This window comes from Amycolatopsis sp. NBC_01286, from assembly GCF_035982555.1.
Taxonomy (GTDB): domain Bacteria; phylum Actinomycetota; class Actinomycetes; order Mycobacteriales; family Pseudonocardiaceae; genus Amycolatopsis.
Genome location: NZ_CP108428.1, coordinates 8,650,690 through 8,671,252, shown reverse-complemented (window position 1 = coordinate 8,671,252; position 20,563 = coordinate 8,650,690). Strand labels below are relative to the sequence as shown.

The following is a 20,563-nucleotide window of genomic DNA, read 5'->3' as shown; positions in this document are numbered from 1 at the left end:
AGTACCTCCGCGAGAACTGGATCGACGTCGTGAACGACGCGATCCTCCACGTGGACCTCACCCTCGCGGCGATGGCGCTGGCCGTGCTGATCGGGATGACGCTCGGGCTGCTCACCTACCGGCGGCGCTGGCTCGGCTCGATCGCGACCACGACGACCGCGGCGTTCCTCACCATCCCGTCGATCGCGTTGCTGGGCATCCTGATCGGCCCGTTCGGGCTCGGGCTGACGAACGTCCTGTGCGCGCTGGTGCTCTACGCGCTCCTGCCGATCACCCGCAACACGATCGTCGGGCTGCGCGGCGTCGACCCGGCCGTGGTGGACGCCGCCCGCGGGATGGGGCTCGGCCGGGCGCGGCTGCTGTGGCGCGTGCGGCTGCCGCTCGCCTGGCCGGTGATCCTCTCCGGCATCCGCGTCTCGACGCAGATCACCATCGGGATCGCGGCCATCGGCGCGTACGTCAAGGGCCCCGGGCTCGGCAACGAGATCTTCGACGGCCTCGGCCGGTTCGGCTCGGTGAACTCGCTGAACCAGGTGCTGACCGGGACGCTCGGGATCGTGGTGCTGGCGCTGCTGTTCGACCTGGCGTTCGTGCTGGTCGGCAAGCTGACGACGTGGCGGCGTCCGCTCGCCCGGGAGGCCGCGGCGTCGGCCGACGCCGCGGGCACGGCCGGCGAGACGATCGAGCTGCGGGACCTGAGCAAGCGGTACCCCGGCCAGGCGGCGCCCGCGGTCGACCGCCTCACGATGCGGATCCCCGCGGGGGAGATCGTCGTGCTGACCGGGCCGTCGGGGTGCGGCAAGACGACGACCATGCGGATGATCAACCGGCTCGTCGAACCCACCTCGGGTGCCGTCACGGTCGGCGGCACCGACGTGGCGGCCCTCGACCTCGACGAGCACCGGCGTCACACCGGGTACGTCATCCAGCAGGTCGGGCTCTTCCCGCACCTGCGCGTGGACGCCAACATCGGCGTGGTGCCGCGGGTGCTCGGCTGGACCCGGCGCCGCGTCGCCGCCCGCGTGGGCGAGCTGCTCGACGTCGTCGGCCTGACCCGCGAGCACGGAACCCGGTACCCGCGCGAGCTTTCCGGCGGCCAGCAGCAGCGCGTCGGCGTCGCGCGGGCGATGGCCGCGGACCCGCCGGTGCTGCTGATGGACGAGCCGTTCGGCTCCACCGACCCGATCACCCGCGCCCGGCTGCAGGACGAGTTCCTGCGCCTGCAACGGGACGTGCGCAAGACGATCGTGTTCGTCACGCACGACTTCGACGAGGCGCTCAAGCTCGGCGACCGGATCGCCGTGCTGCGGCCGCGGTCGGTGCTCGCGCAGTACGACACGCCCCAGGCGATCCTCGCCGCGCCGGCCGACGATTACGTCGCGGCCTTCGCCGGCTCGAAGCGGAACCTGAAACGGCTCGCGCTGATCCCACTGGCGGACCTCGAACTCGGCGCGCCGGCGGACGGCCTGCCCGCGGTCTCGCACCGGGCGACCCTGCGGGACGCGCTGGACACCATGGTGCGCACCGGAAGCACCGCCGTCGTCGTCACCGATGGCGAGCGCGCGCTGGGCGTGTGCGACGTGCCGCGCCTGATCGCGGCGCTCCAGCCGGCGGAAGGGACGCCCACGCCCACGGTCCCGGACGCCGGGGGAGCGCCCGATCCGCGTCCGGACACCGAGGCGCCCGAACGGTCCCGAAGCCGGCTCGGGCTGCTGGTGCGCCCGGTCCTGCTCGCCCTCGGCCTGCTGGCGCTCTTCCTGATCGTGCGCGCGCAGCCGCTCGACTCGATCGAGCAGCGCTACCTCAACGCGGGCGAGATCTTCACCGAACTGGGCGCGCACCTGCGGCTCACGCTGATCTCGACGGTCTGCACCATCGTCATCGCCCTCCCGCTCGGCATCCTGCTCACCCGCGCGGGCGCCCGCTGGGCCCGGCCGGTCGGGCTGGGCCTGGGCAACCTCGGCCAGGCGATCCCGTCGATCGGGCTCGTCGTGCTGCTCGCGCTCTGGACCGGCACCGGCACCGCGACGGCGGTGACGGCGCTGGTCGTCTACGCGACGTTGCCGGTGCTGCGCAACACGATCGTCGGGCTCGACGGCGTCGACCCGACCCTCGTCGACGCCGCGCGGGGCATGGGCATGACGAAGACGGCGATCCTGTGGCGGATCGAACTGCCGCTGGCCGTCCCGGTGATCCTCGCCGGGATCCGGACGGCGCTGGTGCTCACCGTCGCGAGCGCGACGCTGGCGACCTTCATCGACGGCGGCGGTCTCGGCGGCGGGCTCGTCGCCGGGATCGGGCTGTACCGCCCGATCCTGAGCCTGACCTTCGGCATCGTCGTCGCCGCGCTGGCGCTCTTCGCCGACTGGCTGGGCCTGGTCGCCGAGGAGGTCCTGCACCCGCGCGGCATGTAGCTCCACCACTTCAAGGAGGCTCCACCCATGCTCCAGCGCACGACAGCCGCCGTCCTCGCGTTCGTCGCGGCGGCGGCGCTCACGGCCGGGTGCACGATCGGCAAGGACGAGACCGGCGCCCAGGTGGGCGCGGGATCCATCAAGAAGATCGACGCGCTGAGCGGCGCGCAGATCCGCGTCGGCTCCAAGGAGTTCGACGAGCAGCTGCTGCTCGGCCAGATCGCGATCGTCGCGCTGCAGGCGGCCGGGGCGAGCCCGCAGGACAAGACCAACATCACCGGTTCGAGCAACGTCCGCCAGGCCCTCACGAGCGGCGCGATCGACCTGTACTGGGAGTACACCGGCACCGCCTGGATCAGCTACCTCAAGCAGACCAAGCCGATCGCCGACCCGCAGGCGCAGTACGACGCGGTGAAGCAGGCCGACGCGGCGAACCAGGTCACCTGGTGGGCCCGTTCGCCGGCCAACGACACCTACGCCCTCGCCGGCAACCCGGCGGCCCTCGCCAAGACCGGCGTCAAGACGATCTCGGACTACGCGGCGCTCGCGCAGAAGGACCCGGCCGCGGCCTCGACCTGCATCGGCCCGGAGTTCAAGAGCCGGGACGACGGCTTCCCCGGGGTGGAGAAGACCTACGGGTTCACCTTGCCCGAAGCCCAGGTGCACGTGCTCAACGACGCCGTCGTCTACACCAGCATCGGCAAGGGCGACCCCTGCGGCTTCGGCTCGGTCGCCTCCACCGACGGGCGCGTGGCCGGGCAGAAGCTGACCGTGCTCGACGACGACAAGCACTTCTTCCCGACCTACAACCCCGCGATCTCGATCACCTCGGCGATCGCGCAGAAGTACCCGCAACTGGAGCAGGTCTTCACGCCGATCGCCGCGAAGCTCGACACCGCGACGCTCACGGACCTGAACAAGCAGGTCAGCGTGGACGGCCGGAAGCCCGCCACGGTGGCCCACGACTGGCTGAAGGCGGCGGGCTTCATCAGCTGAACCGCCCCGCCGGCGGGGCGGTCGGTATGCTTCGACCGGCGGGTGACGCGCACCGTGGTGGGCGTCACGTGTCGACGAGGCTTGAGAAGACAGGCACACCGTTGACGAGCGGGCCGGACCGCTCAGCGCCTGACCGGACTTCAGGTACCAACGGAAGCGAGAGCAGGCCGATGTCTTCAGCGAGCGCCTACCGGCCGGCCGGCGACCCGGCCCCGGCGGATGCCGACCTGCGGGACCTGTTCGGTCAGTCCACCGCGTTGTTCGCCTCGCTGAGCGGGCCCGCCCACGTGCTGGAGGCCGCGAACCCGGCGTTCGGCAAGGCCGTCGGCAGTGCCGGCCGGCTGGCGGCCGGTCGCCCGCTCGGGGAGCTCGTGCCGGAGCTGACCGGGCAGGGCCTGCTCGACCAGCTCGACCGCGTCTACCGCACCGGGCAGCCGTTCACCGGCCGCGACGCCCGGGTGCTGCTGGGGACCGGGACCGACGTCCGGGAAGCGTTCTTCGACTTCACCTACGAACCCCGCCGGGACGCCGCCGGCGCGGTGACCGGCGTCCGCGTCATCGGCGTCGAAACCACCCAGATCAAGCACGCGCAGCGGCTCACCGCCGAGCACCGCGCGCTCCTCGAGCAGATCGCCCGGCAGGCCCCGCTGGCCGACGTGCTCGACGGCATGGCCACCACCATCGAGCACCTCACGCCGGACGTGCTCGTCTCCGTGCTGCTCGCCGACCCGGACGGCCGCCACCTGCGCCACGGCGCGGCGCCCAGCCTGCCCGGCTTCTACAACGAGGCCATCGACGGGATCGCCACCGGCGAAGGCGTCGGCTCCTGCGGCACCGCCGCCCACCGCCGGCAGACGGTGATCGTCACCGACATCGGCGCAGACCCGTTCTGGGCCGACTTCCGGGACCTGGCCGGCCGCGCCGGGCTGGCGGCCTGCTGGTCGACGCCCATCCTCGGCCGCGACGGCCGGCTGCTCGGCACGTTCGCCATGTACCACCGCGCGCCCCGCGCCCCGCAGGCCAACGACCTGGCCCTCGCCCGCCTGTTCGCCGAGACGGCCGCACTGGCCATCGAACGGCACGAGGCCGAGCGGGCCCGGCTGGTCGCCGAGGAGAAGGAACGGGCGATCCGCGACGACCTGGCGTTCCTGCTCCACGCCAGCACGGCCCTCGCCGCGGATCTGGACCACGTCCAGACCCTGCAGCAGCTCGCGGACCTCTACGTCCCCAAGCTCGCTCCGCTGGCGGTCGTCGACATCGTCCAGGACGGCCACCTGCGCCGGGTCGCCCAGGCCGCCGCGGACCCGTCGCCCGCCGAGCCGGACCCGGAGATCGGCGGCACCGTCGCGGACGTGCTGTCCTCGGGGCGGACCGTGCGCGCGGCCGGACCGGGGCCGGGCTTCACCGAGTCCCTGTGCGTCCCGCTCACCGAGCGCGGGCACACCTTCGGCGCGGTGACCCTGTTCACCACCAGTGACCACCCGTTCGACGAGCACGCCGTCACGCTGGTCGAAGAGCTCGCCCGGCGCGCGGCGTCGGCCGCCCGCAGCGCCCGCCAGTACCACCAGCGGGTCCGGCTCGCCCGCGACCTGCAGGCCGGCCTGCTCATGCCCGACCTGCCCGAAGTGCCCGGCACCGAGCTCGCCACCTTCTACCACCCGGCCGGCGAAGGCCTCGAGATCGGCGGCGACTTCTACGACGTCTTCGAGCTGGACGACCGCACGTGGGCGTTCATGCTCGGCGACGTCTGCGGGCGGGGCGCCAACGCGGCGACCACGACCGCGCTGATCCGGCACACGGCCCGCGCCGTCGCGCCGCTGCTGCGGGACCCGACCGCCGTGGTCACCGCCATCGACACCGCGCTCAGCAACCGGCCGCACGCGCACGGCACCGACTTCGCGACGCTCGTCTACGGCCACCTCGCCCGCGACGCCGACGGGCTCGTCCTCGACCTCATCCGGGCCGGCCACAACCTGCCCCTGCTGCTCGACGCCGACCACCGCATCCACGAGCTGGACATCCCCGGCCGCCTGCTGGGCATCCACACCACACCGCGGCTCACCGAGCGGCGGATCCGGCTGCGGCCGCGCGAAAGCCTCATCCTGCTCACCGACGGCTTCCTCGAAGCCCGCGACCCGGGCCGGGAAGAGTTCGGCGACCGGCGGCTCGTCGACGCGGTGGCCGCCGCGCCCCGCCACGCGACCGCCCAGCAGCTCCTGCACGCGATCACGTCCGCCGTCCGGGCGTTCACCGGCGAAGCGGAGGCGGCCGACGACCAGGCCGCCCTGATCATCACCGCCCGTGACTGACCGACATGCAGTGCGACGGGTAGTCATCCACTCACCGGGACGGTGCTGCGTCGGACGTGGCACGGCTGTACCGTCATGGGGCAGCGGTTCAGCCCGGGAGCCGTCGCACCCCGAACCCGCGGTCCCCGTTTGGGGCCGGCGTGCGACCGGACTGGTGCCCCTGTGGTTTGGCCTCACGGTCCACCCGAGGAGGCCCCCCGTCGTGTCCGAAACCCGGTCGCCCGACCCGTCCGGATCGACCGCGTGCTTCCGCATCACGACCAGCGCCGGCGCGACCGTCCTGGCGGCGGCCGGTGAACTCGACCTGACGGTCACCGGCCGGCTCGCCGCACTGCTGCACCGCGAGCTCGGCCTGGGCCCGGCGGCGATGGTGGTCGACGCGACGGCGGTGACGTTCTGCTCGGCCCGCACCGTGACCATCCTGGTGACGACCGCCGCCGACGCGAAGGCCGCCGGGATCCCGTTCGCGATCGTGACCCGCAGCAGCGCCGTCCTGCGCCCGCTGACGGCGCTGGGGCTGGAGCGGGAGCTGCCGGTGCACGGCGACCTCAGCCAGGCGCTCGCGTGGCTCGAGCTGCTGCCCCAGCTGGCCGAGCCGGTGACCGAAAGCTAGGGCGCCACCGGCCCATCCACCGCGGGAGCTCGCCGAGGAACTGCGTCTCGGCCTGGTAGCGCCTGCAGCAGTTCGAGCATCCGCATCCGCACCGGGTGGCCCAGCGTGCGCGGCATCCGCGCGTCGAGCGGTCGTGACGCGACCCGCTCGTCAGTGGAGCCGGACGTCGTGGCGGTGGCACTGGCGGCGAGCCGAGGCGGTCTGGGGCCGGGCCGCCGTCAGCCAGATGTCCTGCACCACGTCGCGGCCGTGGCGGGCCGGTACCGTCGTGGCGGCCGGGCGGTGCCGGGCCGCGGCCGTGATCAGGACGTAGGAGCCCGCTCGCGGGGCCTGCAGCGTGAAGCCCCCGTCGGCCGCCGACGTCGCACGGGCGGTCTGCCTGCCGTGCGCGTCGACCAGGGTCAGGGTCGCCTCCGCCAGCGGTGCCCCGGCCGCGTCGTGGACGCGGCCGGTGATCGCGCCCATGCCCGGGACGGCCGGCTCGGGGAGCAGGCCGGGCTCGTCGCCGGTGGCGATCTCGTGCAGCAGCCGGCGCAGGTGGATCAGCTCGACCAGGACGGGCTCGTCCGCGGGGGAGCAGTGCTGCGCGAGCGCGGCCTCCACGAGGCTTAGCAACGCCGTCAGGTCCGCTTCGCCGGGGTCGGCGACGGCCGTCGCGACGTCGGCCAGGGCCCGGGCGGGTACGGCCAGGGACCGGTCGCCCGCGCGGCCGCGGCGCAGGACGGCGACCAGCCGGTGGGTGTGCTGCACCAGCGTGGCGGCCAGCGTCAGCCGGTGCCGGGTGGTGCGGGACCCGCCACCCCACGGCACGGCGGCCACCAGCGGCGCGGCCACGAGCCGCAGCTGGCGCAGGTCGTTGTCCAGGACGCGGACGCGGGCGTCGAGGTCCGGGACGCCGGCGTGGCCCTCGATCCGGTCCGCCACGGCGTTCAGCAGCTCGCCCAGGGTGCGCGCGAGGGCGCGGTGGGTGGTGCGGACGGTGTCGCGGGTGCTCAGCGGCGTCAGCACCAGGCCGACCCCGACGCCGACGGCCGCGCCGATCGCCGTCTCCTCCAGCCGCAGGACGAGCAGGCCCGTCGAGAACTCGTTGAGCACGCTGTAGAGCTGGCTGACCATGATCGTGACGAAGAAGATCATGTAGGCGTACGACAGCCGTTGCAGGTAGAAACCGCAGAACATGCTGCCGACGATCACCGCGAGCACCGCCGCCGGGTGCCCGGCCGTCAGGTGCGCGAGCCCGATGCCGGCGCCCAGCCCGACCAGGGTGCCCGCCACGCGGTTGACCGACTTGAGGAACACCTCCGACCGGGTCGCCGTGCCGGTGAACGCGACGAACGCGGCGATCACCGCCCAGTAGTAGCGCTGCTCGGACAGCAGCCGCCCGAGCACGATCGCGAGCCCGCCCGCCACGGCCACCTGCACGGCCTGGCGGGTCGTGAAGTCGAGACGGCGCAACGGGTTCCACGCGCCGCCGCGGGGTTCGACGTCGCCGGCCGCGGCGGCGGACCCGGGCAGCGCGCCCAGCGCGATCGACACCGCGGGCTCGAAGTCGCCGGTGCCGGCGAAGCCGTCCTGGCCGGCGCGGCGGACGACGCCGAGGTAGTCGGTGACCGCCACGGCCACCAGCCGGACGGGGGAGCCGCCCGCCTGGGCCAGGAGGGTCTCGGCCGTGCGCCCGGCGGTGGCGTAGTCGTTGCGGGCGAACAGGTCGAGCAGGTGGGCCGCGCGGGTCACCAGGTCCGGCGCGTCGCCGGGGCCGAGCTGCGCGCAGGCGGTGACGAGCAGGTCGATCGCGAGCTGCGCGTCCATCGTCGTGCGCCGGATCGACGCCGCCGGGACGGCGCCGGGCAGCACCGGGACCTCGGCCGACCACGCCTCGATCATCAGCGCGGACTCGGCGAGCCGGGCCTGCGCCGCGTGGATCCGCCGGGTGAGCCGCTCGTCGGGCCCGGCTTCCAGGAGGGTCGCGCAGAGCCGGACGACCGCGCGGGCCCGGGCGCCGAACGCGCGGCGCGTGCGGGCGAGGGTGCGGGCGGGGTTGCCGCGCAGCACGGTCAGCGACAGCAGCAGCACCCAGACGGTCGCGATCACGACGGCGAGGAGCATGGCGGGCAGCCCGCCGAGCGTCGCGTGCAGGAACGCGGCGAAGAAGTAGCCCATCCAGACCATGAAGCCGTAGAAGAAGAACGGCACGCCGAACCGCCGGACGAACACGGCGGTGAACATCACGACGACGAACACGGCGAGCATGAGGTCGGTGTGCGGCGCCACCGCGATGCCGAGTGCCATCCCGAGCCCCATCGCCACCGGGAACAGCGCGGCGGTGCGGACCTTCGGCCAGACCCCGGTGCCGCTCAGGGCCATCGAGCCCATCATCGCGGTGATGGCGCCGAGCAGGACCGCGACCAGGGTGGCCTGCGGCGCGGCCCCGGTCAGCGTCGCGAAGACGTACTCGACGGCCAGCCCGGTCGTCATGGCGACGGCCGCCGAGACCGCGCTCCACAACCGGGTCAGCCCCGGGTCCGAGCCTCTCGCCTTATCCCTGATCCGGTGCATCGCCGTCGACGCGCGTCCCATTCGAGTGATTTCTCCTACCCCCGGTCGCGGATATCGGTATCATGCCGATAATTACCGGTATGATACCGATATGCCTTGCGGCCGGGCAATCGGCCGGAAGGTAGGTTCACGTGATGGACGCGCTCGACCTCATCGAGGCCCACACCGCGGTCATGGTGCGCAACTTCGAGCTGCTCAGCCGCCGCACCGACATCTACGACGAGCTCGACCGCGCGGGCTACCTCCTGCTGCGCACGCTCGAAGTGACCGGCCCGGCCGACATCACCACGCTGGCGACGCGGCTCGGCCTGGACCCGTCCACGGTGGGCCGCCAGGTGGCGGCGATGACGGCGGCCGGCCTGGTCGAACGGACCCCGGCCCCGGAAGACCGCCGCCGCGGCATCGTCGCGGCGACGGCGGAGGGGCGGCTGCGCGCCCGCCGCGTCCACGACCGCCGCCGCGACAACCTGGCCGTGATGTTCGACGGCGCGCCCGAGGACGAGCTGCGGGTGATCGGGGAGTCGTTCGCCCGCTACAACCAGGCCGTCGCCCGCCACTACGACGTGAGCCTGCTGCCGGACTGAGGGCCTGGTCCGGAGCGGTGGTCAGGTGGACGATCCGCCAGAGGTTGAGCGGGTCGTCCTCGGGGCCGGCCGCGGAGTGCTCGACGTGAAAGAGCGGCTGGCCGCTGCCGGCGGTGAAGACACGGCCGTCAGGCGCTTCGAACCGGTCGGCGCCGAAGAAGAACGCACGCCGGTGCTCGTGGTCGAGGCGCACCAGCCGGGCCGCCAGGAACCCGCGCCGGTCGTCGCGGAACGCCGCCACCATGCCGGGGCGCGCGTCCAGCATCGCCTGCGTGTGCTCGGGGGCCACCGTGAAGGTGGTCATCTCGATGACCGACATCGTCAGCGCCTCATGCCCTGATCCGGCCAGATAGGTCGGAACCTTGTATTCCCGCTCGGGGGCTGCTGCGGCGAGCTGCGCCACGGTTCCGGGTGCCGGTCTCCACCGCCGGACGATGGGCCGGCCGCGACCACCAGGAAGCCGCGGCCGCGGTCGACCTCGTCCCACGCGGTGCGCTCGGGGCTAAGCGGCGCGCTCCACCTCGTCGCCCTGGTACGGCCCCGGCTTCGGGCGGGGCTTGCCGCCCGGGAAGGCCAGCCGCAGGATCGTGCGGTGGACCGTGCCGAGCTGGCGGGAGAACGGCCCGGTGTTGTACGGCAGGCCGTAGCGCCGGCAGATCTCGCGGACCTGCGGGGCGATCTCGGCGTAGCGGCTGCTCGGCATGTCCGGGAACAGGTGGTGCTCGACCTGGTACCCGAGGTTCCCGCTCATCAGGTGGAACAGCGGGGAGCCGGTGATGTTCGCCGCGCCGACGAGCTGCCGGACGTACCAGCCGCCGCGGGTCTCGTCGCGGACCTCGTCCTGGCCGAACGTGTAGGTCTGGTCCGGGAAGTGGCCGCAGAAGATGATCGAGTGCGCCCACAGGTTGCGGATGATGTTGGCCGTGAAGTTCGCCCAGAACGTCGCGGCGAACGTGCCGCCGCCTTCCGTGCGGATCGCTTCCAGCTGGGCGCGCACCGCGCCCTTCCGGCGCCGGCCACCGGCCCGGTCCGCCAGGACCCGCAGCCGGGAACGGGGTTCGGGCCGCGCGAGCCGCCCCACGGCCGTCGCGGCGAGGGCGCTCACCAGTGGCCAGCCGACGTAGTCCTTCAGGATCTGGTCGCGGGCCTTGCCGGAGATGCCCTTGATGTCGTGCCACACGTCCTTCATCGGCTTCTCGCCGGAGCGGATGGCTTCGACGTCGAGGTCGTGGACCGCGACACCCCACTCGAAGAAAGCCATCAGCAGCAGGTTGTACAGCGGCTGCGCCAGGTACGCCGGGTGCCACTTCTGGTGCGGGTCGATGCGCATGATCTCGTACCCGAGATCTTTGTCCTTGCCGCGGATGTTGGTGTAGGTGTGGTGGACGAAGTTGTGGGAGTGCTTCCACGCCGCCGCCGTCGAAGCGGTGTCCCAGTCCCAAGTGGACGAATGGATGTAGGGGTCGTTCATCCAGTCCCACTGGCCGTGCAGGACGTTGTGCCCGATCTCCATGTTCTCCAGGATCTTCGCGACGGCCAGGCAACCGGTGCCCGCCAGCCACGCCGGCTTGGACCGGGAGCCGAGCAGCAGCGCCCGGCCGGCCACCGCGATCTGGCGGTGCAGCTTGATGACGCCCTTGATGTAGCGGCGGTCGCGCTCGCCCAGATCACCGCGGACCTGGTCGTGGATGGCGTCGAACTCGCGGGCGAGTTCGTCGAGCTGGCCCGCGCTCAAGTGCGCGAACGGGTGGACGTCGGGGGAAGTTACCGGCGTGGACATGAGTTCCTCTCCGCTCAGAGTTCGACTGTTCAGAGTTCGACCGTGACCGGGCCCTCGGCGCCGTTCACGCAGGTCCGCACGATCTCGTTGTTCAGCTGGCTGACGACGTTGGTGCGCAAGTCGCGGATCCGGCCGTCGCGGATCGGCAGCACGCAGGTGTGGCAGACCCCGACCCGGCACCCGAAGGGCATGTCGACGCCCGCGTTCTCGCCCGCGACGAGGATCGGCGTGCCGGGCGGGCAGTCCGCGTCGACGTTGCGGTGCGCGAACCGCACGGTGCCGCCCGCGCCGTCGGCGGCGTCGCCCCCGACGATCGGCTGGAACCGTTCGTGGTGCAGCCGTTCGACGTCGCCGTGGCTCTTCCAGTGCGCCTGCAGCGCGTCGAGCAGCTCGCCGGGTCCGCAGGCGTAGGTGTCGCGGTCGCGCCAGTCCGGGCACAGGGCGTCCAGGTCGGCGGGGGAGAACCGGCCGTCGCGGCTGGTGATGCGCAGCTCCAGGCGAAAGCCCTCGTGCTGCTTTTCCAGCGCGGCCAGCTCGTCGCCGAAGGTGACGCCGTCGGTTTCCCGCGCCGAATGCACGTGGACGACGTCGCGCAGGCCGGGACCCGGGCCCAGGTGACGCAGCATGCTCATCACCGGCGTGATGCCGCTGCCCGCCGTGACGAACAGCAGGCCGCGGTCGAGCCGATTCGGCAGGGTGAAGGCCCCTTCGACCTCGCCGAGCCGCACGACCTCGCCGGGCCGGGTCCGCTCGACCAGGTACGGCGAGACGACGCCGCCGTCGACCTTCTTGGGGGTGACCGAGATGAGCCCGTCCGCGCGGTCCGGGCTCGAGGTCAGCGAGTACGCGCGCCAGTGGTGGACGCCGTCGATGACCACGCCCAGCCGGACGTACTGCCCGGGCCGGTGCCCGACCCAGTCGAACCCCGGCCGGATCAGCACGGTGGCGGCGTCACCTCGCTCGGGTACGACGCGTTCGACGCGGCCGCGCAGCTCGCGGGTCGACCACAGGGGGTTGATCAGCTCGAGGTAGTCGTCCGCCCGCAACGGGGTGAACAGCCAGCGCACGGCACGCAAGGCCCGGCGCCGCAGCGGCGACGCCGGGGGCCGCATCCCCACTTCGGCCATCAGGCACCGCCCCGCTCGCGGCCGGCGGTCACGACCTCGTGGGACCAGGTGGTGGCGATCATGCTGATTGAGTGTACAGGCGTGCACTCAACTCGCAGCCTGAGTGGCGATCAGTACGTGTAGCGGCGCACGGACTCCGGGTGGATCACCAGGCGAAGCTGATCGACGGCCAGGATTCCGGCGAGGTCCGCGGCCCGGGCCGGGTCGCCGAGGTCCCAGTAGCGGGCGGCCAGGCGACGGGCCAGGTCGTGGGCGCCGCCGGGTTCCAGCGTGGTGCGGCCGGCGACCGAGACCCACCGCTCGCGTTCACCCACCGGCGCGGCGACGACGATCGAGGCGCGCGGGTCGCGGCCCAGACGTCGCACCTTGAGCGCGTCCGGTTCGGTGAACAGCTGGAGCGTGCCGTCAGGCGCGGCCTCGAACCACACCGGCCGGGGCTGCGGCGGAACCGGGCCCGCGGCCACGGTCAGGAAGCCGTGCAGGGGGCGGCGGAGGAACTCGAGGTCTTCGGCGGTCAGGGCGTCGGTGCTCATGACGCCGATTCAACCCGGCTCGCTCGGACAATCCCATAGGTGAAAGCCCGGATCGCCTGTCCATTCGTCTAACCTCGGCCGGGTGGACGTGTTCGACGACCTGATCCGCGGGGTGCGAGCCCACGGCTCGCTGTTCGGCAGCTCGACGCTGTCCCCGCCCTGGGCGCTGGAGTTCGTCGACGGCGCGCCGCTGACCCTGTGCACCGTCGTCGACGGGGCGGGCTGGATCGTGCCGGAGCACGGCCCGCCCGAACCGCTGCGCGCCCGCGAGACGGTCGTCGTGCGCGGGCCCGCGACGTTCACCTTCGTCGACGAGGTCGGCACCCGGGCCGCACCGGTCGCGTGCGGCGAGTTCTGCGCGACGCCCGAGCAGGGCGGCACCCGCCACCGGCTCGGCTGGGCCGACGACGACGGCGGCGCGACGACGCTGATCGTCGGCGCGTACCCGGTGCGCGGCGAACTCAGCCGCCGGTTGCTGGACGCGCTGCCCGTCGTGCTGCGCGCGGCCGGCGGCGGCACCGGTGACGCCGTGCTGGACCACCTCGCGGCCGAGGTCGCCGTCGACGCGCCGGGTCAGCAGGTGGTCCTCGACCGGCTGCTGGACTGGATGCTGGTGTGCACGCTGCGCGAATGGTTCGACCGCCCCGGGAGCGGGGCGCCGGCCTGGTGGTCCGCCCAGCGCGACCCGGTGGTCGGCGACGCGCTGCGCCTGCTGCACGCCGAACCGGCGGCGCCGTGGACGGTCGCGGCGCTGGCGGACCGCACCGGCGTCTCGCGGTCGACGCTGGCCAAGCGCTTCGCCGACCTGGTCGGCGAGCCGCCGCTCACGTACCTGACCCACTGGCGGATGACGCTCGCGGCGGATCTGTTGACCGAGCGGGAAACCGCCACCATCGCGGACGTCGCCCGCGCGGTGGGCTACGCCGATCCGTTCGGGTTCAGCGCGGCGTTCAAGCGGGTCCGCGGCGCCAACCCGAGCGAGTACCGGCGCGCGCCTTCGGCGGTTTCCAACGCTTGAAGCGCACGGACGTCAGCCGTCCACCAGCAGTCCCCGCAGCGGGCCCTGGAGCCGGCCGGCCCGGCGGGAGACGCCGGGGAGCAGCACCAGCCGGTGCGTGCGGGGCTCGCCCCGGCGTTCCCGCTTCGCCTGTTCTTCGGCCAGCGGCCGCCACAGGTCGTCGACGACGTCCGCCGGGTCCTTGTCCAGCTCCGCCACCGGGCGGCCCAGGTGCTCGGCCCACAGCCGCAGCCGCGTCGCGCGGATCAGGTCCCGGTCGTCGGTCGCGATGTTGACCTCGGTGTCGTTGAACAGCGAGTGCTCGTTGAGGTTCGCGGACCCGACGGTCAGCCACTCGTCGTCCACGATGCCGAGCTTCGCGTGCACGTACACCGGCGCGGCGGTGTCGCCCTCGTGCGCGCTGATCGTCGTGGCCAGCAGCCGGTTGTTGCCGTCGTCCGCGTCGACCAGGCGGCCGAGCTGGCCGCGGGTGGTGTCGGCGCCGTTGCTGGGCTTGCGCGGCAGCAGCAGGACGACGCGGAAGCGGTCCTCGGGCGGGTTGCGCAGCTTGTCGAGCAGCACCTCGGCGATCTCGGGGGACCACAGGAACTGGTTCTCCAGGTAGATCAGCCGCCGCGCCGACCGCAGGGCCCGCAGGTAGCCGTCGAGGATGGTGAACTCGCCCTTCGGCGCGAAGTCGTAGGTGCTGTTCGGCACCGTCCGCAGCAGCTGCACGCGGGTCTCGCCGGCCGGTTCGGGCACCTTCGGCGCCGGCAGCTCTTCGCCCGCCACCTCGGTCCACCGGTGCCGGAGGTGCCCGGCGACGTCGGCGACGATCGGTCCTTCGAGCCGGGACACCAGGTCGTGCCAGCCGATCTGCCGCGGCGGGTGGTCGGGGCTGTCGTGCCGGTCGCCTTCGAGCGCGGTGAAGTCGACACCGCCGACGAACGCGACGACGTCGTCGACCACCACCAGCTTTTCGTGGTGGCAGTGCAGGGTCCGCTCCCGCGAGTCCAGCACGCAGCGCACGCCGGTGCCCTCGGTGAGCTTCCGCTGCTCTTCCTTCGCGAGGCCCCGCGTCGGCTTGAAGGCCGGGACGGGCGGCCCGCCCCACAGCAGGATCCGCACGTCGACCCCGCGGCCGGCGGTCTCGGAGAGCAGCTCACGCAGGGTGGGGGCGCCGGGCTCGCGGGTCAGCCGGAAGTCCGCGCTCGCGTGCCAGTTGGCGATGTGGACGTGGGACTTCGCGTGCCGGATGGCGTCCTGGATGGCCGGCAGCGCCTCTTCGCCGTCGATCAGGATCTCGACGCGGTTGCCGTCGCGGACCGCGGCGCGGCCGCCGAACCGGCCGGCCGGGCCGCCGGGCTCGAGGACGTCACCCCAGCCGAGCCCGCGCAGCCGCCGCCGGTGGTGGGCGCACAGGACGTGCTCGAGCCGGTCGCCCAGCCGCTCGTCCGCCTTGTCCAGGAAGGAGTGGAATGTCGTCACCCCTCCATGGCACTACAGATCGGCCCGGTCCGCCGCGCAGTGACTCTCCGCTACCCGGTCGGCGCGTCGCGGGCCGGGGCGCCGGGGGAGCGGCCCGGGTGTCGGTAGGGTCCGGCACGGTGCACCGGGCGACGAGGGTTCCGGCTGCCTGCTCGGAGGGGAACGTCATGGCTGATCAGAACCCGGCCGCCGATCCGGTGGCCCCGGGACACGCGCCGAGCGGGCGCGAGGCCGTGCGGCTCGCCGCGGTCATCGGGGCCCTGGGCGTGGTGTTCGGCGACATCGGGACCAGCCCGATCTACACCCTGCAGACGGTGTTCAGCCCGAGCGACCCGCACCCCGTCCCGGTGAGCACGGACAACGTCTACGGCGTGGTGTCGCTGATCTTCTGGTCGGTGATGATCATCGTCACGGTCACCTACGTGCTGCTGGCCATGCGCGCCGACAACGACGGCGAGGGCGGCATCATGGCGCTCATCACGCAGCTGCGGCGCTGGAGCGGGCAGCGCGGCGCCCGGACCGCGCTGGTGCTCTCCGGCGTGGGCATCTTCGGCGCTTCGCTGTTCTTCGGCGACAGCATGATCACCCCGGCGATCTCGGTGCTGTCCGCGGTCGAGGGGCTCAAGATCGTCGAGCCCGCGCTGGGCGAGCTGGTCGTACCGATCGCCGCGGTCATCATCGCGCTGCTGTTCCTGGTGCAGCGCAAGGGGACCGCGACCGTCGGCCGGCTGTTCGGGCCGGTGATGATCGTCTGGTTCGCCGCGATCGGAGCGTTCGGCATCAGCGGGATCGCCGGCCACCCGCAGATCCTGAAGGCGCTGTTGCCGACCTACGCCCTGGGTTTCCTGGCCGGGCACTTCGGCATCGCGTTCTTCGCGCTGGCCGCGATCGTGCTGGCGGTCACCGGCGCCGAAGCGATCTACGCCGACATGGGCCACTTCGGCAGGCGGGCGATCACCCGCGGCTGGCTGTTCCTGGTGCTTCCCGCGTGCACGCTCAGCTACTTCGGTCAGGGCGCGTTGATCCTGGCGGACCAGGCCAGTATCAGCAGCCCGTTCTTCCTGCTCGTGCCCGGCTGGGCGCGGCTGCCGATGGTCCTGCTGGCCACCGCCGCGACCGTGATCGCGTCCCAGGCCGTCATCACCGGCGCGTACTCGGTCACGGCGCAGGCCGCCCGGCTCGGCTACCTGCCCCGGCTGCGGATCCGGCACACCTCGGAGTCGAACATCGGCCAGATCTACGTCCCGTGGATCAACTGGCTGCTGCTGGTTTCGGTGCTGACGCTGGTCTTCGCGTTCCGCAGCTCGGCGGCGCTGGCCTACGCGTACGGCATGACGGTGACCGGCACGATCACCATCATGACCCTGCTGTTCTTCTACGTCGCCCGCGTGAAGTGGGGCACGCCGAAGTGGCTGATCGGGCTCGGCGCGACCGTGCTGCTGTCGGTGGACCTGCTGTTCGTCGCGGCCAACCTGACCAAGCTGATCCACGGCGCGTGGCTGCCGCTGCTGATCGCCCTCACCGTGTTCACCGTCATGATCACGTGGCAGCGGGGCCGGCAGATCGTCACCGCGGAGCGCGAGCAGCACGAGGGCTCGCTGCGCGAGTTCATCGACGACCTGGAGAACGACAAGCCCGTCACCCAGCGCGTCCCGGGCACGGCCGTCTTCCTCAACCGCGGCAAGGTGACCGCGCCACTGGCGATGCGGGCCAACGCGGAGCACAACCACGTCCGGCACGAGCACGTCGTGATCGTCTCGATCGAGACGGAGCCGGTGCCCCGGGTGCCGGAGAGCGAGCGCACGGTCGTCGACGACCTCGGCCACGCCCACGACGGCATCACCCACGTCAGCGCGCGGTTCGGCTACATGGAGCGCCCCGACGTCCCCGCCGCGCTGCGGTCCCTCGAGCCGAAGGAGACGGAGGGCCGGCTGCAGGTGGACGACGCGTCGTACTTCCTCTCGAAGATCGAGCTCCAGCTCGGCGAGGCGAAGACGATGGCGGGCTGGCGCAAGCGGCTGTTCATCGCCACGTCGTTCATCACCGCGGACGCGGCCGAGCAGTTCGCGCTGCCCCGCGATCGCACGGTCGTGATGGGCTCGCACATCGAGGTGTGAACCGGGCGGCCATTGCGGTCGGCCGCGTGGACGACCTGGAGCGCGCGAGCCTGGGCGCCTTCGACGTCGACGCGAACTCGTCCGCTCCCGCGGTTTCACGCCGGTCCGCTGGTTCCAGCGGAGGGGAGCACCCGCCCGGCACCGCGATCCCGGCCACCGCGATCCCCGGCGGGCTGCGCGTCGAGCCGGGTCCGGGCTCCTCGCCAAGGCCGGCTTCACCCCGAAGATGCGTTACGTGCGCTGGGCGCTCGAAGCCTGACCCGCGACGAGCTCGGGGGAGCCGCGTAGCACGACCTCTTGACTGACTGACTCGTTCAGTCAATACTCACCGCATGCGCGGACGGGTACAGCCGCGGCCGTTGGGCGAGATCGCCGCGGCCGCGGCGCGGGTGTTCACCGGCAAGGGGTACAAGGCGGCCGGGATCTCCGACGTGGCCGCCGTGCTCGGCCTGAGCCACGGCGCCCTCTACACCTATGTGGACAGCAAGGAAGCCTTGCTGTACCTGGCTTTCCTGCACCTCGCCGAACCGGAGGCGCCGGCCGGGCTGACCATTCCGGTCGGCAGCCCGGGGCCGGCGGGGATCGCGGAGATCGACGCGCGGTCGGTCGCGTCCGCCGGCTTTCCGGCGCTGGACGCCGCTCTCGGCCGGCGCACCAAGCCGGTGGCCGACGAACTCGGCGGGATCATCGACGAGCTGTACGCCTACATCGAAGGCCACCAAGGCCTGCTCGCGCTGGTCGAGAGCTGCGCGCGGGACATCCCGGAGCTCGCCGAGCTGCACTTCGTGCGCGGCCGGCGCGTGGTCCTCGACCAGCTCGGCGACTACCTGCGCCGCCGCATCCGCTCCGGGCACCTGCGTCCGGTCCCGGACGTCCCGACGTCGGCGCGGTTCCTCGTCGAGTCCGTCGCCTGGTTCGCCTGGCACCGGCACGGTGACCAGGACTCGTTGATGCTCAAGGACGACGACTGCCGGCGCACGGTGCGCCACCTGTTGCTGGCCGCGTTTCTGCCGGCTGAGCCACCTCCTGGGGGAAATGACGATGACGCAGACGGTTGAGGACACCCGGGAAACCGGACCGCGCGTGGTGTGGCGGCCGGTCCTGCTGGTCGCCGGGGTGGTCGCGGTGATCCACCTGGCCGTGGCCGCCCGCTACGGCTGGCACCGCGACGAGTTCTACTACGTGCTCACCGGCCGCCATCCGGCCTGGGGGTACGTCGACCAGCCGCCGGTGACGCCGGCGCTGGCGCGACTGGCCGCCGCGCTGCCCGGCGGGGTGCTGCCGCTGCGCGTCCTGGCCATCGCGGCCGCGGCCGGGTGTGTGCTGCTGGCCGCGAAACTCGCCGCCGAGCTCGGTGGACGTCGGCGGGCCCAGCTCGTCACGGCCGCCGCGGTGGCGGCCTGCCCGGCGTTCGTGGCCGCGTCGGCGTTGTTCGGCACCACCGTCGTCGACCAGCTGTGCTGGCTGGCCGTCATGGTCGCGACGGCGCGGGCGCTGCGGCTGGGCACGATCCCGGCGTGGCTGCTCGCCGGCCTGCTCGCCGGGTTGGGGCTGGAGAACAAGGACACCATCGCCGCGCTGCTCGTCGGCATCGGGCTCGGCCTGGTCGTCACCCGGCGCGCGGTGCTGCGCACCCCGGGGCCGTGGCTGGCCGCCGTGCTGGCGCTGCTGATCGCGTTGCCGAACATCCTGTGGAACGCCTCCTACGGCTGGCCGTGGCCGGCCGTGCGGATGGCCGGGGTGCTGTCCGGCCGGGAGGGCAACGCGCTCACCCAGGTTCCCTTGCTGCTGCTGGTGCTGACCGGCCCGCCGCTGCTCTGCCTGGGGGTGATCGGCGTACGCCGGTTGTGCACCGGCGCGGGCCGGCCGCACCGGTGGCTGCTGGTCGTGGCGATCACCGCGGTGGTGTTCATCGCCGTCACGTCGGGCAAGTCCTACTACGCGGCCCCGATGCTGCCCGGCCTGTTCGCCGCCGGCGCGGTGGCGGTGGAGGCCGCGGACACGCGGGACGGCCGGCGGTCGTGGCCTATCGCGATCGCCGCCACGGCCGTGTTCGCGATCGTGATCGGCCTGCCCGTGTTCCCGCCGAAGATCACGAACGGCATCGGCTTGAGCAGCACCGTGATGGAGACCTACGGCTGGCCCGAGTACGTGCGCCAGATCGTCGCGGTCGCGGACCGCTACCCGGCCGACACGGTCATCTTCACCGGCAACTACGGCGAAGCCGGCGCGTTGACCACCCTCGGCCCGGCCGAGGGCCTGCGCAACCCGGTCGCCAGCGGCCACAACGCCTACGGGTTCTGGGGGCCGCCCCCGGGCAGCGACGCCACCGTGCTCTGCGTCGGCGAGTTCACCCCCGCCTACCTGCACCGCTTCTGGACGCAGGTGACGGAGATCGCGCCGCTCACCCTGCCCGGCGGCCTGTCGAACGAAGAGGTCGAGAAGGGCGCGGCGAGCTACCTGTGCCGGCAGCCGCGCGGGACCTGGACGCAGCTGTGGCCGGAGCTGGCTCACCTGGGCTGAGCGGTCTCGGTGCGGCGCCAGCCGAGCCAGCCGCGGCACAGGAAGTACGACGCCACGAGGATCACGACGAGGCCGAAGTCGACGTACCCGGCCTCGCCGGCCTCGGGCACGTCACCCAGCGCGACGGCGATGACGACGAGCGACGCCTTCTGGGCGAAGAGCAGCTCCCAGACCCCGCGCTGCGCCCGCGGTTTCCAGGCGAGCAGCGCGAACAGCCCGGCCACCAGCCAGAAAGCGGTCATCCGCCAGCTCTCGATCCAGACCCGGTCGTCGGCGACCTGGCTCGTGTACACGATCCCGCGGATGGCCGCGCCGACGGTGGCGAGCGAGGCGATGGTGAGCAGGACCCGCCCGAGCACATCTCGGCGGGTGGTCAAGGGGCGGGTGGTGAGGGCGGTGTCCTGGGTGGTCATGGCTGCCTCCGGTGAGCTGGTCGGGCCTTCACGTTCGCACCGGCGGACGGCCGTTCGCGTCGGCGGTAATCACCTAGGTGACCGGGTAGGCGATCGATCACGGCCCGGCTAGC

The 20,563-nt window shown here is 72.8% G+C and carries 16 protein-coding genes; 10 read left to right on the top strand and 6 right to left on the bottom strand.

Going from position 1 to position 20,563, the window contains the following annotated elements; genetic code table 11:
* Positions 1-29: 29 nt before the first annotated feature.
* From OG570_RS39590 to OG570_RS39575, 4 genes are all read left to right on the top strand, one after another.
* Positions 30-2,414 carry an ABC transporter permease subunit gene (locus OG570_RS39590; RefSeq protein WP_326953920.1) on the top strand — a complete coding sequence of 795 codons (2,385 nt, stop codon included), beginning with the start codon at positions 30-32 and terminating at the stop codon, positions 2,412-2,414.
* Positions 2,415-2,441: 27 nt separating this feature from the next.
* Positions 2,442-3,410 carry a glycine betaine ABC transporter substrate-binding protein gene (locus tag OG570_RS39585; protein ID WP_326953919.1) on the top strand — a complete coding sequence of 323 codons (969 nt, stop codon included), beginning with the start codon at positions 2,442-2,444 and terminating at the stop codon, positions 3,408-3,410.
* A 170-nt stretch (positions 3,411-3,580) separates the two neighbouring features.
* A complete protein-coding gene (locus OG570_RS39580) occupies positions 3,581-5,719 on the top strand; it encodes a SpoIIE family protein phosphatase (protein ID WP_326953918.1) in 2,139 nt (712 codons plus the stop codon).
* 202 nt (positions 5,720-5,921) lie between these two features.
* Positions 5,922-6,332 (top strand): STAS domain-containing protein, encoded by a 411-nt coding sequence (locus tag OG570_RS39575; RefSeq protein WP_326948892.1) that lies wholly within the window; start codon positions 5,922-5,924, stop codon positions 6,330-6,332.
* A 150-nt stretch (positions 6,333-6,482) separates the two neighbouring features.
* Here the strand turns inward: OG570_RS39575 and OG570_RS39570 are convergent, their stop codons facing one another.
* On the bottom strand, positions 6,483-8,909 hold the full coding sequence (locus OG570_RS39570; RefSeq protein ID WP_326953917.1) for an FUSC family protein: 2,427 nt from the start codon (positions 8,907-8,909) through the stop codon (positions 6,483-6,485).
* A 113-nt stretch (positions 8,910-9,022) separates the two neighbouring features.
* Between OG570_RS39570 and OG570_RS39565 the strand changes: the two genes are divergently transcribed.
* The gene (locus OG570_RS39565; RefSeq protein WP_326948895.1) at positions 9,023-9,472 is read left to right on the top strand and encodes a MarR family winged helix-turn-helix transcriptional regulator; all 450 of its coding nucleotides are present in this window, start codon (positions 9,023-9,025) and stop codon (positions 9,470-9,472) included.
* 25 nt (positions 9,473-9,497) lie between these two features.
* Positions 9,498-9,812, top strand: coding sequence for a hypothetical protein (locus OG570_RS39560; protein ID WP_326953916.1), 315 nt, complete (start codon positions 9,498-9,500; stop codon positions 9,810-9,812).
* 162 nt (positions 9,813-9,974) lie between these two features.
* Here OG570_RS39560 and OG570_RS39555 read toward each other — a convergent pair whose 3' ends face one another.
* The 3 genes from OG570_RS39555 to OG570_RS39545 all read right to left on the bottom strand — a co-directional run bounded on the left by OG570_RS39555 (position 9,975) and on the right by OG570_RS39545 (position 12,912).
* Entirely contained in the window at positions 9,975-11,252 is a 1,278-nt protein-coding gene (locus OG570_RS39555) for a fatty acid desaturase family protein (RefSeq protein WP_326953915.1), read from the bottom strand.
* Positions 11,253-11,281: 29 nt separating this feature from the next.
* Positions 11,282-12,379, bottom strand: coding sequence for a ferredoxin reductase (locus OG570_RS39550; protein WP_326953914.1), 1,098 nt, complete (start codon positions 12,377-12,379; stop codon positions 11,282-11,284).
* A 110-nt stretch (positions 12,380-12,489) separates the two neighbouring features.
* Positions 12,490-12,912 (bottom strand): pyridoxamine 5'-phosphate oxidase family protein, encoded by a 423-nt coding sequence (locus OG570_RS39545; protein WP_326953913.1) that lies wholly within the window; start codon positions 12,910-12,912, stop codon positions 12,490-12,492.
* 82 nt (positions 12,913-12,994) lie between these two features.
* Between OG570_RS39545 and OG570_RS39540 the strand changes: the two genes are divergently transcribed.
* Positions 12,995-13,930, top strand: a complete 936-nt coding sequence (locus OG570_RS39540) for an AraC family transcriptional regulator (protein ID WP_326953912.1) — start codon at positions 12,995-12,997, stop codon at positions 13,928-13,930.
* 12 nt (positions 13,931-13,942) lie between these two features.
* Here OG570_RS39540 and OG570_RS39535 read toward each other — a convergent pair whose 3' ends face one another.
* The gene (locus OG570_RS39535) at positions 13,943-15,397 is read right to left on the bottom strand and encodes a phospholipase D-like domain-containing protein (protein WP_326953911.1); all 1,455 of its coding nucleotides are present in this window, start codon (positions 15,395-15,397) and stop codon (positions 13,943-13,945) included.
* Between the two features lie 167 nt (positions 15,398-15,564).
* On the opposite strand from OG570_RS39535, the gene OG570_RS39530 reads away from it, so the two are divergent.
* The 3 genes from OG570_RS39530 to OG570_RS39520 all read left to right on the top strand — a co-directional run bounded on the left by OG570_RS39530 (position 15,565) and on the right by OG570_RS39520 (position 20,037).
* Positions 15,565-17,514, top strand: coding sequence for a potassium transporter Kup (locus tag OG570_RS39530; RefSeq protein WP_326953910.1), 1,950 nt, complete (start codon positions 15,565-15,567; stop codon positions 17,512-17,514).
* A gap of 332 nt (positions 17,515-17,846) precedes the next feature.
* Positions 17,847-18,572, top strand: coding sequence for a TetR/AcrR family transcriptional regulator (locus tag OG570_RS39525; protein WP_326953909.1), 726 nt, complete (start codon positions 17,847-17,849; stop codon positions 18,570-18,572).
* The gene (locus OG570_RS39520; RefSeq protein WP_326953908.1) at positions 18,556-20,037 is read left to right on the top strand and encodes a glycosyltransferase family 39 protein; all 1,482 of its coding nucleotides are present in this window, start codon (positions 18,556-18,558) and stop codon (positions 20,035-20,037) included. The genes OG570_RS39525 and OG570_RS39520 overlap by 17 nt, the downstream gene beginning before the upstream one ends.
* Here OG570_RS39520 and OG570_RS39515 read toward each other — a convergent pair.
* A complete protein-coding gene (locus OG570_RS39515) occupies positions 20,025-20,450 on the bottom strand; it encodes a hypothetical protein (RefSeq protein ID WP_326953907.1) in 426 nt (141 codons plus the stop codon). The genes OG570_RS39520 and OG570_RS39515 overlap by 13 nt on opposite strands.
* Positions 20,451-20,563: the final 113 nt, after the last annotated feature.